Below are 13755 nucleotides of genomic sequence, written 5' to 3'. Positions count from 1 at the left end.
CGGTTCGCCCGCACCCGCGCCTAGTCTGGAACCATGCCTCAGCGCCGATCGCACGTCGCCCCGTCCGCCGCGCAGACCGAATTGGCATCGGCGCTCGCTGCTCTGCGCGAGTCGATGGATGCGCCCCTCGACTTCCCCGACGACGTCATCGCCGAGGCGGAGGCCGCGACCGCCGTGGTACCGGAGCTCGATCTTCGCGAGATCCCCTTCGCCACGCTCGATCCGGAGGGCTCCCGAGACCTCGACCAGGCCTTCCACCTCGAGCGCGCCGGAACGGGGTACACCGTCCGGTATGCGATCGCCGACGTCCCGGGGTTCGTCGTCCCCGGTGGAGCCGTGGACGTCGAGGCGCGCCGGCGAGGACAGACCCTGTACGCCGCCGACGGCACGATCCCGCTCCACCCGCGCGTGTTGAGCGAGGATCGCGCCTCGCTGCTCCCCGACGTCGACCGTCCGGCGCTCGTCTGGACCTTCGAGCTCGACTCCGCGGGCATCGTCTCGGACTTCCGTCTGCAACGCGCCCTGATCCGCTCGCGCGCGCAGCTCGACTACGGGACCACCCAGGATGCGCTCGACCGCGGAGAGGACGGGCCCGCCGCGCTGCTGCCCGAGATCGGTGCTCTGCGGCTCGAGCAGGAGCGACTGCGCGGCGGGGCGAGCCTGAACCTGCCGGACGAGGAGGTGGTGCGCGGAGACGACGGCACGTACGCGATCGAACGTCGAAGCCCGCTTCCCGTCGAGGAATGGAACGCGCAGCTCTCGCTCATGACGGGGATGGCCGCTGCCACGCTGATGCTCGACGCCGGAGTGGGCATCCTGCGGACGATGCCGGAACCGGATGGAGCGGCCTTCGACACGTTCCGACACCAGACCGAAGCTCTCGGCCGCCCGTGGACCTCCGGCGCATACGGGGACTATCTCCGGGCCCTGGACCGCACCGACCCGTTGACCCTCCCGGTGCTGGAAGCCGCGTCGTCGCTCTTCCGTGGCGCCGGGTATCTGGTGTTCGACGGCCAGGCGCCGGACGATGCCGTGCAGGCGGCGATCGGCGCCCCTTACGCGCACGCGACCGCTCCCCTGCGCCGCCTGGTCGATCGCTGGGTCCTCGCGATCTGCCTCGCGGTGTCGAACGGCGAGCCGATACCCGGGTGGGTCCGTTCCTCGCTCGCACAGCTTCCCGCACTGATGCAGGAGTCGGGACAACGGGCGTCGCGGCTGAACGCGGCCACCGTCAACAGCGTGGAAGCCGCGCTCCTCACGCCTCTGATCGGCTCGACGGTCGATGCCACCGTGATCGAGCTGCGCGGAGAGCGCGCTGCCGTCCAACTCACCGAGCCGGTGGTCACGGCGACCGCGCCGATTCCCTCAGAGGCACGACCGGGCGACGTCGTCCGGCTTCGCATCATCAGTGCCGATATCGGCACGGGAGAGGTCGAGTTCGCTCTCTGAGCACCCCGGCGACGAGGCCGCGGAGTCTCGCTTTCGTCGTTACATGATCACCGACCTGCTCGACGACCTGCGCGACGCGACAGACGCACTCGAGCGACAGATCGTGGCGGGTCTGCTCTTCGAGCGGATCGCAGAGCTGATGCTCCTGGATGCCGGTCGGTGGACTGCCACCGGCAAATGGCTGCCCCGACGGCTGCGTGATCTGAGCGACAGTCGCGCCGAGAGGTTGAGCGCTCCGCTGCTCGCCGGTGATCTCACTGCCTTCGCCGATCGTGTCGAAGACGAACTGAGGCGAGCGGGCGGCCGCGTGCAGGCGGGGTTCGTCCGCTGACGTCAGCGCGCGGAAGCCGCCACGGTCGTCATGACCAGCAGCTGAGGATCGCTCAGGTCCAGGCTCACGACGATGGAGGCGAACTCCGAGAGCGACTCCGCGTGCGTGCCCCCGCAGAGGATCACGGCCTCTCCTTCCGGGAGATCGCAGTGCCAGCGCCGCCGATCGACGATCATGGGCCCTTCCGTCACGATGCTGCTCACAGCACCTGAGGCGACCCATGCCGCGAGCTGCTCATTGATCCGTCGCTCGCGCTCGGACAGGGTCGTGGCGAAGGTCTCGGTATCGAAGCCGGCCCGGCGCAGGCTCTTCCCGAGCCGGTACTCGTCGACAGCGCCATCTTCGTGGATGCGGCTGGACTGGTTGGCGCGACCCTCGAAGTCGGGGTTGCCGAGAGCGTCCTCCCCCGGTTCCTTGCGCCAGAGATCGGCGAGGGCCAGATCGAGCGCCAGCGAGGCGACATGGCATGCGGTGTGCCCGCGGCTGAGTCCGGCACGACGAGCGGCGTCGACGGTAAGGTCGGCTCGAGCGCCCTCCGTGAAGGATGCCGGGGCGGCCCCCTCGATCAGGTGACCGACGAGCCAGGTCCAGCCCTCAGCACCGCGCTTGACGGGGATCGCGCTTCCCACCGCGAACTCCCCCTCATCCGAGATCGCGGCCATGACGGCTTCGACCACTCGGACGGTGTCGTCGCCGACGGCGATACTCCCTGTGTCACCCGGCTGGTCGGGCCAGGTGTGGTCGACCGGGTGGAAGGGCGTCTCGTCGACCACGACGATCGTGCCCTCGGGCGTCTGCTCCACGCGGGCGATGACCCCGTCTCCGGTCACGGTCCCTGTCGGGAAGGTCACGATGGTGGGCATCGACATGGTTCTCCTCGGATACGACGTCGGGGTCTCGAGATGGCGGCGCGTTCGACGCCCGCGGACCTCGGCCAGATCGGTCAGTGGGACGGCGGAATGGTGAAGCTGGCGAGCTTGTCGCCGTCGACCACGAAGATGCCGTCGGATTCGCCGTTGAAGACCCGACTCGCCCAGCCGAAGCGGATGCGCGTGGTGTCTCCCTCGGTCGTGGCCGAGAGCACGGTCATACGCGCGCCGGCACCGATCGCATCGCTGCCCGCCCATGCGCGGACCCCGTCGGAACCGGCCTTGACCGTGCCCCAGTCGCTGACGAACCCGTCGGCCGTGAAAACGGCGACGAACGCATCCGTGTCCGCGGCGTTGATCGCGTCGATCATCGCCCTGACGGGAACAGGGAGGGTGGAATCCGACATCTCGTGCTCCTCGCCGCTCAGACCGTGACGACCTGGGCGGTGCCGAGCGGCGCCTCTGGGCCCATCTCGGCGGCGATCCGGTTGGCCTCTTCGATGAGAGTGGCGACGATGTCCGCCTCCGGCACGGTCTTGATGACCTCGCCCTTCACGAAGATCTGGCCCTTGCCGTTGCCCGAAGCCACGCCGAGATCGGCCTCGCGAGCCTCACCTGGACCGTTGACGACGCAGCCCATCACCGCGACCCGCAGGGGAACGGTCATGTCCTTGAGGCCTTCGGTGACGTTCTCGGCGAGCGTGTACACGTCGACCTGTGCGCGACCGCACGAGGGGCATGAGACGATCTCGAGCTTGCGCTCGCGGAGGTTGAGCGACTGCAGGATCTGGTGGCCGACCTTGACCTCTTCCGCCGGCGGTGCGGAGAGAGATACCCGGATCGTGTCGCCGATCCCCTCGCCGAGGAGGATGCCGAAGGCGGTGGCGCTCTTGATCGTTCCCTGGAAAGCGGGTCCGGCCTCGGTCACTCCGAGGTGCAGCGGCCAGTCGCCCCGCTCCGCCAGCTGACGGTACGCCTTCACCATCACGATGGGGTCGTTGTGCTTGACCGAGATCTTGAAGTCGTGGAAGTCGTGCTCCTCGAACAGCGATGCCTCCCAGACGGCACTCTCCACGAGTGCCTCAGCGGTGGCCTTGCCGTACTTCGCCAGGATCCTGCGGTCCAGCGAGCCGGCGTTAACACCGATTCGCAGGGAGACACCGGCGGCCTTGGCGGCCTCCGCGATCTTCCCGACATTGCCGTCGAACTCGCGGATGTTGCCGGGGTTCACTCGCACCGCACCGCACCCGGCATCGATGGCCGTGTAGATGTAGCGCGGCTGGAAGTGGATGTCAGCGATCACCGGGATCTGGCTCTTCATCGCGATGATCTTCAGCGCATCGGCGTCATCCTGGTGCGGTACCGCGACACGCACGATCTCGCAACCCGACGCGGTGAGCTCGGCGATCTGCTGGAGCGTCCCGTTGATGTCCGTCGTCTTCGTGGTGGTCATCGACTGCACGCTGACGGGAGCGTCGCCGCCCACGAGAACCTTGCCCACCTTGATCTGCCGTGACTTACGGCGCGGGGCGAGGACTTCGGGGATCTTCGGCATTCCGAGGTTCACTGCTGGCACCCCTCAAGACTACGCCGCCAGAATGCATGTGGGCTGGACGGACGCACCTACCCTGGAGCCATGGCAGTCATCCTCCTCACCGGCTTCGAACCGTTCGACGGCGCCGAGCGCAATCCGTCGGCGGATGCGGTGAACGCGGTGGCGGTCGACTACGAGGGACCGCACGAGCTCGTCATCGCGACTCTTCCTGTCGCATTCGAGTCATCCGCCCAGCGGCTTCGCGCCCTCATCGCCCGACACGCACCGGACGTCGTCATCTGCACCGGGCTCGCCGGCGGAAGCGCCCACGTCGCGGTGGAACGCATCGGCGTGAATCTGATGGACGCGCGCATCCCCGACAACGACGGCGCCCAGCCGATCGACGTTCCCAGCGAGGCGGGCGGTCCCGAAGCGCGGTTCTCGACACTTCCCGTCAAGCATCTGGTGCAGGTCATCGACGCGGCGGGCATCCCTGCCCGGTCCTCGCTGTCCGCCGGCAGCTACGTCTGCAATCACGTGTTGTACACCGTGCTGGGGGCGGTGCACCCCGACGCCGTCGCCGGGTTCGTGCATCTTCCCTGGTCGACGGCGACCGCGCCGTCCGGCTCTCCTCATCTGAGCGAGGAGCAGCTGGCTCGCGCCGTGCGCCTGGTCGTCGATCACGCCCTCGATGCCGAGACGAAGGAGCCGGGCGGCAGCATCTGGTGACGTCATGCCGCGCGGGTCATCGCGGCCGATGTGGTAGTTTCGGCCCCATGCTCGCGAACTTCACCTGGTGGCCCGCCTTCTAGGCGGTGTGTTCGCGTTCCCACGAATTCAGACCGCCCCCGGGGCGGTCTTTTCGTTGCGCCGAGCCGGAGCACAGCACAGGAGATACTCATGACCCTCTCGCGACTCGCCGAGCTCCGCGCCGATCCGACCGCGTCCTTCGTCCTCATCGCCCGCGATGGAGCCGACACCGTCGAGCTGCTCAGCGGCGACGTGCGGGATGTCGACCTGCTCGCCGACATCCCCCTCGCCGTCGACGGCACGCCTCGTGAGGTGTTCGCGATGGTCCCCTACCGCCAGGTTCGCGAGCGCGGCTTCGTCGCCCAGGACGACGCCGCACCGCTGCGGTGCGTGGTCGTCGACGAGCACCTGCACCTTCCGACCGCCGAGCTCCTCTCCGCGCTGCCGAGTGAGCCGGTCGCCTTGCACGACGAGGGCTTCGACATCGCCGACGCAGAGTATGCGGCGATCGTCGAGAACGTCATCGCGGACGAGATCGGCCGCGGAGAGGGCGCGAACTTCGTCATCCGCAGGGACTTCACCGCGAATGTCGACGTCGATGACCGGACGGCGGCCCTGACCTGGTTCCGTGCGCTGCTCACACACGAGCGCGGTGCGTACTGGACCTTCGCGGTCTTCACCCCCGGTCACATCGCCGTCGGCGCCAGTCCCGAAGCGCATGTGGTCGCCCAGGGCGGCATCGTCACCATGAACCCGATCTCCGGAACCTTCCGTCACCCGGCGGGTGGGGCGACGAAGGAGACGCTGGTCGACTTCCTCGCCTCCACGAAGGAGACCGAGGAGCTGTTCATGGTCGTGGACGAGGAGCTCAAGATGATGAGCGCCGTCTGCTCCGACGGAGGACGGATCACCGGTCCGCACCTCAAGGAGATGTCGCGGCTCACGCACACGGAGTACATGCTCCGCGGACGCAGCACGCTCGACCCCCGCGACATCCTGCGCGAGACCATGTTCGCTCCCACGGTCACCGGCTCGCCCATGCAGAACGCCTGCGCTGTGATCCGTCGTCACGAGCAGAAGCCGCGAGGCTACTACTCGGGTGTCGCGGCGCTGTTCTCCCCGAACGCGGACGGCGGCCATGACCTGGACGCCCCCATCCTCATCCGCACCGTGTATCTCCAGGACGGCGCGCTCAGCGTGCCTGTCGGAGCCACGCTGGTCCGACACTCGGACCCCATGGGCGAGGTGTCCGAGACGCACGGCAAGGCCGCGGGTGTGCTCGGTGCCATCGGGGCGATCGACCGCGATCATGTGGCCGAGGCTCGCAGCGATGCGGACGCTCCCGGTGACGCGCACGCCCTCGCCGACGACCCGACCGTTGCCGAGCTGTTGGAATCACGAAACGCGCGCCTGGCCGAGTTCTGGCTCAACCCGCAGGGCGAGGAATTCACCGGTCCGTTCGCCGGACGCTCCGCCGTCGTCGTCGACGCGGAGGACCGCTTCACCACCATGCTCGCGCACCAGCTCCGTCATCTCGGACTCGCCGTGAAGATCGTGCCCTGGAATGACGCACAGGATGCCGACCTGGATGCCGCCGACCTGGTCGTCGCGGGCCCCGGCCCCGGTGACCCGCGGGATGCGCAGAGCGCCCGCATCGCCAGGATGCGCGACGTCGTCACCCGTCGCCTCGACTCCGGCATGCCGCTGCTCGCCGTGTGCTTGAGCCACCAGATCCTCGCCGACCGCCTCGGCATCGCCCTGACTCCTCTCGACGCACCGCACCAGGGGCTGCAGAAGTCGGTCCCGGTGTTCGGCGAAGACGCATCGATCGGCTTCTACAACACCTTCACCGCGCGTGTCGCCCCGGGCACGAGCGCGGTCGGCGACGCCGAAGTGTCCGCAGACGCGGATTCGGGCGATGTCTACGCGCTCCGAGGAGACCGTTTCGCCTCCGTGCAGGGGCATCTCGAGTCGATCCTCTCGCGAGACGGCATCCGGACGCTCGAACGCCTCGTGACCCACGCCCTCGCCTGAGGCTGACGGTCGCGGGCTGTCCGCTGCCAGCGTGTCGGCACTGTCGGCATGTCCGCCGCGGCAAGGCCGAGGTCCAACGCGCCGGGAAGAGACACCCCCGAAGGAATCAGCCGAGCAGGTTCACCGGGTTGAAGAGGTCGGCGACCAGGAGCAGGGCACCCATCGCGATCAGGGCCACGGCGACGACCACGGTGAGCGGTACGAGCTTGGTCGCGTCGACGGGTGCCGGCGGGGGTCGACGGAAGAGCTTGGCCCATGCGCGCTTGATCCCGTCCCACAGCGCGACCACGATGTGGCCGCCGTCGAGCGGGAGCAGCGGTATCAGGTTGAACACGAACAGCGCGATGTTCAGCGAGCCCAGCAGCCCGAGCAGGAACGCGAAGCGGTTGAGGATCGGCGCATCGGTCGCGGCGACCTCGCCGGCGAGGCGACCGACGCCGACCACGCTCAGCGGGCCGTTCGGATCGCGTTCACCGCCGGTCACGAGGGACACGCCGACATCCCAGAGACGCACAGGGAGCGTGACGATCATCGATGCGACGCGCGCCGTGCTGTCCGCAGCCATCTCCGGCCCCGCGGTCAACGGCTGCTGCACGTATCCCATCTGCGCGCCCATGCCGACGTAGCCGACCTCCTTGACCACGGGCTTGCCTGCGTCGTCCAGGATCGGCTGGCCACTCGCATCCGTGATCGTGCGTTCCGCGGCGATCGGCGTGAGATTCAGCGACTTCTCGGCTCCGTCGCGCCGCACGACCATGTCGATCGTCTCACCCGGGGACGCCTGCACGATCGCGGTGGCCTCGGCGAAGGTCGACACCGGCTTCCCGTCGACCGACACGATCACGTCGCCCGGTCTGATGCCGGCTTCCGCTGCCGGAGACGCGGGATCATCCGGCGTGCACTCGGTCGCTGTGGAACCCGCCGGGACCACGCACTCGGTCACCGAAGCGATCGTGGTCGTCCCCTGCTGCACACCGATGCCGGACAGCAGCACGGTGAAGATCACCGTCGCGAGCACGAGATTCATGGCGGGCCCGCCGAGCATGACGACGACACGCTTCCACACCGGCAGCCGGTAGAAGACGCGGTCTTCGGCGCCTTCTGCGATGGTCTCGTCGTTGGCACTGCGAGCATCTTGGATCAAAGAGCGGAAGACGCCCGACGCCGGACCGGAGTTCTTCGATGCCGGATACATGCCCGACATCGAGATGAAGCCCCCCAGAGGCAGCAGCTTGAAACCGTACTCGGTCTCGCCGATGCGCTTGGACCACAGCCGCGGCCCGAAGCCGATCATGTACTGGCCGACGCGCACGCCGAAGAGCTTCGCGGGGACGAGGTGCCCGACCTCATGCAGGCCGATCGACAGCCCGAGGCCGATCAGCATGAAGAGGATGCCGGCCAGATAGAGCAGGAATTCCACGTGCCAACGTTAGTGCCCCCAGCTAGGAATCCGCCCGGCGCTGCGGCACGACTAGGCTGTCAGCGTGAATGCCCGGCAGCTGCGACTCGTGCGTGCTGCCGCCGTCTCCTCCGTGGCGACACTGCTCGCGGCGCTGTCCCACACGCTCGGGGGCGGTGCGGCTCCGCATGTGCTGCTGATCGTCGCGGTCACGAGCCTGATCACCCCGCTCGCGGCTCTCCTGGTCGGAGTCCGACAGTCACGCGCCAGGGTGGCCCTCGCCGTGTTCCTCGGGCAGGCCGCCTTCCACGTCGTGTTCCAGGTGCTGGGCTCGCCCACCGTGGCGGCGCCGATCGCCGGCGGTGGACACGCCCATCACCTCGACCTCTCCCTCCTCGCATCGCCGTCCCCTGCTGCGGCCCCCGGCGCGCTCATGCTCTCGGCGCACCTCGTCGCGGCTGTGCTGACCACGCTGCTGGTGTGGCACGGCGAGGCGATCGTCCGGGTGGTCGTGCGCTGGGTCGATGCCCTCCTCCGACGTGCGTCCGCAGTGGTGCCCGCGCTGCACCGCCGTCCGGCGCGTCTGCGCTCGATGGTCTTCTCGCCGTTCGACGCCGCGGTCTCGTCCGCTCTGCCGCGACGCGGACCCCCTGCTCTCCTGCGCGACTGATCCGTCGCACTCGAACACGCCACCCGGACACGCGTGGCATCCCTTTCGCGGAGACGCGCCATCGGCGTGCCCGCACATCGATCAGGAGATCTCATGACCCGCAACACCCGTACCCACCGTCTGCGCCTCGCCACCACCGGTCTCGTCGGCGGCCTTGCCCTTGCCGTCACCGCACCCCTCATGGCCGGAGCGCACGTCGGGGTCAGCCCCGACGAGCTCGCCGCCGGGGACCACGGCGTCCTCACGTTCTCGTTCTCGCACGGCTGTGAGAACTCGCCGACGACCGCGCTGCGCATCACGATGCCAGAGGGTCTCGCGTCCGTCTCACCGACCATGGACTCCGACTGGGACATCCAGGTCGAACGGGGCGACGACGGTCTCGTCAGCGCTGTCACCTACACCGCGGTCGCGCCCGTTCCCACGGATCTCCGCGGCGCAGTGAGCATGGGCGTCGGACTGGATGAGGACACACCGGACACTCTGGCGTTCCCCGTCGTGCAGACGTGCGTCGAGGGTGCCACCGAGTGGACGCAGCTCGCCGAGAACGGCGAAGATCCGCACAGCCTCGATGCGCCGGCGCCGGTCGTCTCGGTGACCGCTGCCGCAGCGGACGGACACGGTGAGCACGCCGGATCCGATGCCGCGGCGGAGGCCTCGAGCCCGGCCACGGCGTCCGACCCCCTGGGCGTGGCGCTCGGAGCCGGAGGGCTGCTTGCCGGCTTCGCCGGACTGGTCGTCGCGATCGTCGCCTACCGCCGTCGCGCCTGACGTGGGAGCGGCCTCTCGTGCTCTGGGATCCGGCGCGCGAGAGGCCGCTCGCGAGGGGTTCTCACCCCGGTCATGAGATCATTGATGCGCCATGTCGATTGAACAACAACCGAGCCTGCCTCCCGTGCTCCGCCCCGCGAACCCGCCCCGGCGTGAGCTGTCCGAACTCGCCTCCCGCTTCGCCCGCACCGTCCGCGGCGATGTCGACGGCGTGGCCCTCACCGGCATCACCCTCGCCACCGCGGACCTGCGCCCCGGCGAGGCGTTCGTCGCGATCCAGGGCGTCAACCGGCACGGCGCGGACTTCGCCGCGACCGCCGCCGAGAAGGGCGCCGTCGCCGTCATCACCGACGAGGCCGGAGCGGTCATCGCGGAGTCCGCCGGCCTCCCGATCCTCGTGGTCGACGATCCTCGCGCGGTCCTCGGCGACCTCAGCGCCTGGGTCTACGGCACCGGCGCGGACGATCCGCTTCCTCTGCTGTTCGCGACGACCGGGACCAACGGGAAGACCAGCGTGTCCCACCTGCTCGAGGGCATCCTCGACCAGATCGGCGTCGTCACCGGACTCTCCTCCACTGCGGAGCGCCACATCGCCGGCGAGGTCATCGTGTCGCGCCTGACCACCCCCGAGGCCTCCGAGATGCATGCACTGCTCGCTCTCATGCGGGAGCGAGCGGTCGAGGCCGTCGCCGTCGAGGTCAGCGCGCAGGCTCTCTCCCGTCACCGCGTCGACGGCATCCTGTTCGATGTCGCCGGATTCACCAACCTCAGCCACGACCATCTCGACGACTACGCGGACATGGAGGAGTACTTCGAGGCGAAGCTGCCGCTCTTCCGTCCCGACCGCGCCAAGCGGGGCGTCATCTGCCTCGACTCGCCGTCGGGAGCGATCGTCGTCGAACGTTCCGAGATCGCCGTCGTCACGGTGGGCACTCCGTCGATCGCCGCCGACCCCGAGGCCGCCCGCGCCGCGGACTGGGTCGTCGTCATCGACGACGAGCGTGCGGCCGGAACCACGTTCACGATGACCGGTCCGGCCGGCTCCCTCACGACGACGGTCCCGGTGATCGGTCCGCACATGGCCGCCAATGCGGCTCTGGCGATCGTGATGCTCCTCGAGGGCGGCTATGCCTGGGATCGCATCACCGAGGCCCTGACCCGCGACGGCGGCATCCGCGCCTATCTGCCAGGACGCACGCAACTGGTCTCCGGCGACACGGGCCCCGCGGTCTTCGTCGACTTCGGCCACTCCCCCGACGCGTTCGAGAAGACACTCGCCGCCGTCCGCCGCGTGACTCCCGGCAAGGTGCTGATGCTGTTCGGCGCCGATGGCGACCGGGACGCGAGCAAGCGGTTCGACATGGCGCGCACAGCCGTGGAGGGCAGCGACATCCTCGTCGTCACCGACCACCACCCCCGCTTCGAGGACCCCGCATCCATCCGGGCCACTCTCATCGACGGTGCACGCCGCGCGCGACCGGACGCTGAGATCCATGAGGCCTCACCGCCGGAGAACGCCATCGTCACCGCCGTCGGCCTGGTCGGCGACGGCGACGCCATACTCTGGGCGGGACCGGGACATCAGGACTACCGCGACATCCGCGGTGTCCGCACTCCCTACTCCGCACGCGAGCTCGCCCGTCGTGCGCTCCGCGCGGCCGGGTGGCCCGTTCCCGACTCCCGCTGGCCCGTCCCCTACCCCGACGAAGACTGATCGGGATCACCGGGGCGCACCCGCGCTCCGGTGCCGACGTGCAGGACGATGCGACGAGGATGCCCCCCGCGGTCAGGCCGCAGCGATCATCCGGTCCGCCGTCGCGCGCGCCCAGGCCTCCGCCTCGGCGAGCGTCTCGACGGTGAGCACATCGGGCGCGTCATGCGCGTCGACGACGCGGGCGATGGTGTCGACGATCCCGAGGAACGAGAGCCGGCCCTCGTGGAAGGCGTCGACAGCCTGTTCGTTCGCCGCGTTGTAGACCGCGGGGAACGTGCCGCCGGCGCGTCCGACCGACTTCGCGAGAGCGACGGACGGGAAGGCCTCGCCGTCGAGCGGTTCGAACGTCCATGAGGTCGCAGCGGACCAGTCGAGCGGTCGCCCTACGCCTCCGACGCGGTGCGGCCAGTCCAGACCGAGCGAGATGGGCAGGCGCATGTCGGGCGGTGAGGCCTGTGCGATGGTGGACCCGTCGATGAACTCCACCATCGAGTGCACGATCGACTGCGGGTGGACCACGACCTCGATGTCGTCGTAGGCGATGTCGAAGAGCAGATGCGCCTCGATCACCTCGAGTCCCTTGTTCACCAGGGTCGCGGAGTTCGTCGTGACCATGCGTCCCATGTCCCATGTCGGATGCGCGAGCGCCTCCGACGGAGTCACCTGGGTCAGCTCGCCACGGCTGCGTCCTCGGAACGGGCCGCCGGACGCGGTGACGACGAGACGGCGCACTTCGGCATGAGTGCCCGCGAGCAGAGCCTGCGCGAGGGCCGAGTGCTCGGAGTCCACCGGGACGATCTGTCCGGGGGCAGCGGCGGCGAGCACCAGGTCGCCACCGACGATGAGGGATTCCTTGTTCGCGAGGGCGAGAGTGCGGCCCGCCTTCAAGGCGGCGAGCGTCGGCCCGAGTCCGATCGAGCCCGTGATGGCGTTGAGCACCACATCGGCTTCGACGTCACGGACGAGCTGCTCCGCCTCGACAGCACCGAGAGCGGTGGATTCGACCTGGAACTGCGCGGCCTGCTCCTCCAGCAACTCGGCGTTGGAACCAGCGGCGAGACCGACCAGCTCGAAGCGACGAGGATTGGCACGGATCACATCCAGTGCCTGGGTGCCGATGGAGCCGGTGGAGCCGAGGACGATGACGCGACGCATACCGCCAGCCTAGGTCACGCCCGCGGCTCCGCAGCGGCTACTGCTGAGCCTGAACCGGTGTCGTCGCGAGGATGTCGACGACGAACACGAGGCTCTCGTTCTGCAGTTCGTGTCCCTCGCTCGCGCCGTACCCGTCGGAGGGCGGCATGACGACGACGACCTGCGAGCCGACCTTCTGACCCTCGAGCGCCTTCTGGAAGCCCGCGACGACGCCCGTGGTCTGGAACTGCGTCGGAGCGGCATCGCGGCTCCAGCTGGAGTCGAACTCCTTGCCGTCGGACCACTTCACGCCCAGGTACTGCACGACCACGAGGTCGCCCGTGCCCACGGTCGCACCATCGCCCTGCTTGAGGACGGCGACCTTCGTCTCGGTCGGCGCGTCGCCGTCCGGGATCGTGACGGTCGGAGCGCCCTTGTCGTCGAGCTTCACCGTCGGCATGCCGGGCGTCGGGTCGACCGGGGTGCCCGTGGCCACCTCCGGCAGCTTCTCGACCGCCTCCGCATAGACGACCTTGTTCGTGCCGCCGTCACCGAAGACCTTGCCGGGCAGCGCGAGCACCACCTGTGTGCCGAGCGGCTGGCACTCGAGCGCGGCGATGAAGAGCGACGCACTGTTCTGGTCGAGGAGGACGGAGGCCTCGCCGCCTTCGTTCCGGGCGGAGGAGTCGACGACCTCGCCTGTCGCGGCATCCACGATCTGGAACTTCACGCCGACGAGATCGTTCGCGAGAACCTCATCGCCGTCGCCCTTGGCCACGATGGTCCGTTCCACGTCAGCGAAGGCGGCATCGGCGGGGACGGTGATCTTCGCGTCGAGACCTTCGCCATCGACCGTCACCGCATCCGACGTCTCTCCGGGCTGCGCGTTCAGCAGACACCCGCTCGACGCGGACGGCGAAGGGGTGCCCGAGCTCTCGGGCGCACCGCCACCGGCACAGCCGGCCAGCAGGAGGGTCGCCGCAGCGACAGTGGACAGGACGAGGAGCGGACGCTTGCGCACAGTGAGACCTCAGGATCGCGGGCGGGAACCTCCATCCTGCCTCATACCCCTTTGCCCGCGCTGGGAGGCGCGGCGCAAGTCT

13 protein-coding genes are annotated in these 13755 nt (G+C 69.1%); 7 read left to right on the top strand and 6 right to left on the bottom strand.

Annotation, left to right across the window (positions count from 1 at the left end; genetic code table 11):
- Nucleotides 1-33 precede the first annotated feature (33 nt).
- Together ILP86_RS07795 and ILP86_RS07790 are read left to right on the top strand one after the other, a co-directional pair.
- Complete coding sequence (locus ILP86_RS07795) at nucleotides 34-1449, top strand: RNB domain-containing ribonuclease (protein WP_193761726.1); 1416 nt, start codon at nucleotides 34-36, stop codon at nucleotides 1447-1449.
- 43 nt (nucleotides 1450-1492) lie between these two features.
- Entirely contained in the window at nucleotides 1493-1780 is a 288-nt protein-coding gene (locus ILP86_RS07790; RefSeq protein WP_061016568.1) for a hypothetical protein, read from the top strand.
- 2 nt (nucleotides 1781-1782) lie between these two features.
- Here the strand turns inward: ILP86_RS07790 and ILP86_RS07785 are convergent, their stop codons facing one another.
- From ILP86_RS07785 to ispG, 3 genes are all read right to left on the bottom strand, one after another.
- Entirely contained in the window at nucleotides 1783-2649 is an 867-nt protein-coding gene (locus tag ILP86_RS07785; protein ID WP_193761725.1) for a hypothetical protein, read from the bottom strand.
- Between the two features lie 74 nt (nucleotides 2650-2723).
- Nucleotides 2724-3056 (bottom strand): nuclear transport factor 2 family protein, encoded by a 333-nt coding sequence (locus tag ILP86_RS07780; RefSeq protein WP_193761724.1) that lies wholly within the window; start codon nucleotides 3054-3056, stop codon nucleotides 2724-2726.
- A gap of 17 nt (nucleotides 3057-3073) precedes the next feature.
- Nucleotides 3074-4204, bottom strand: coding sequence for a flavodoxin-dependent (E)-4-hydroxy-3-methylbut-2-enyl-diphosphate synthase (ispG, locus tag ILP86_RS07775; RefSeq protein ID WP_045265366.1), 1131 nt, complete (start codon nucleotides 4202-4204; stop codon nucleotides 3074-3076).
- Nucleotides 4205-4285: 81 nt separating this feature from the next.
- Here ispG and ILP86_RS07770 point away from each other — a divergent pair, with 81 nt between their 5' ends.
- Both ILP86_RS07770 and ILP86_RS07765 read left to right on the top strand, forming a co-directional pair.
- Nucleotides 4286-4912, top strand: a complete 627-nt coding sequence (locus ILP86_RS07770; protein WP_193761723.1) for a pyroglutamyl-peptidase I — start codon at nucleotides 4286-4288, stop codon at nucleotides 4910-4912.
- A 171-nt stretch (nucleotides 4913-5083) separates the two neighbouring features.
- Complete coding sequence (locus tag ILP86_RS07765; RefSeq protein ID WP_113681553.1) at nucleotides 5084-6967, top strand: chorismate-binding protein; 1884 nt, start codon at nucleotides 5084-5086, stop codon at nucleotides 6965-6967.
- A 106-nt stretch (nucleotides 6968-7073) separates the two neighbouring features.
- Here ILP86_RS07765 and ILP86_RS07760 read toward each other — a convergent pair whose 3' ends face one another.
- On the bottom strand, nucleotides 7074-8387 hold the full coding sequence (locus ILP86_RS07760; protein WP_113681552.1) for an RIP metalloprotease: 1314 nt from the start codon (nucleotides 8385-8387) through the stop codon (nucleotides 7074-7076).
- A 64-nt stretch (nucleotides 8388-8451) separates the two neighbouring features.
- On the opposite strand from ILP86_RS07760, the gene ILP86_RS07755 reads away from it, so the two are divergent.
- The 3 genes from ILP86_RS07755 (at nucleotide 8452) to ILP86_RS07745 (ending at nucleotide 11518) form a co-directional block, all read left to right on the top strand.
- Entirely contained in the window at nucleotides 8452-9036 is a 585-nt protein-coding gene (locus ILP86_RS07755; protein ID WP_113681551.1) for a hypothetical protein, read from the top strand.
- Between the two features lie 93 nt (nucleotides 9037-9129).
- On the top strand, nucleotides 9130-9804 hold the full coding sequence (locus tag ILP86_RS07750; protein ID WP_058631282.1) for a YcnI family protein: 675 nt from the start codon (nucleotides 9130-9132) through the stop codon (nucleotides 9802-9804).
- 91 nt (nucleotides 9805-9895) lie between these two features.
- Entirely contained in the window at nucleotides 9896-11518 is a 1623-nt protein-coding gene (locus tag ILP86_RS07745; protein WP_193761722.1) for a Mur ligase family protein, read from the top strand.
- Nucleotides 11519-11590: 72 nt separating this feature from the next.
- Here the strand turns inward: ILP86_RS07745 and dxr are convergent, their stop codons facing one another.
- Together dxr and ILP86_RS07735 are read right to left on the bottom strand one after the other, a co-directional pair.
- A complete protein-coding gene (gene dxr, locus ILP86_RS07740) occupies nucleotides 11591-12673 on the bottom strand; it encodes a 1-deoxy-D-xylulose-5-phosphate reductoisomerase (protein ID WP_113680852.1) in 1083 nt (360 codons plus the stop codon).
- A 37-nt stretch (nucleotides 12674-12710) separates the two neighbouring features.
- The gene (locus ILP86_RS07735; protein WP_193761721.1) at nucleotides 12711-13673 is read right to left on the bottom strand and encodes an FKBP-type peptidyl-prolyl cis-trans isomerase; all 963 of its coding nucleotides are present in this window, start codon (nucleotides 13671-13673) and stop codon (nucleotides 12711-12713) included.
- Nucleotides 13674-13755 lie beyond the last annotated feature (82 nt).

It is taken from the genome of Microbacterium sp. R1 (assembly GCF_015159725.1).
GTDB classification, from domain to species: Bacteria; Actinomycetota; Actinomycetes; order Actinomycetales; family Microbacteriaceae; genus Microbacterium; species Microbacterium oxydans.
The sequence above is the reverse complement of the archived record's forward strand: the minus strand, read 5'-3'. Positions and strand labels throughout refer to the sequence as shown.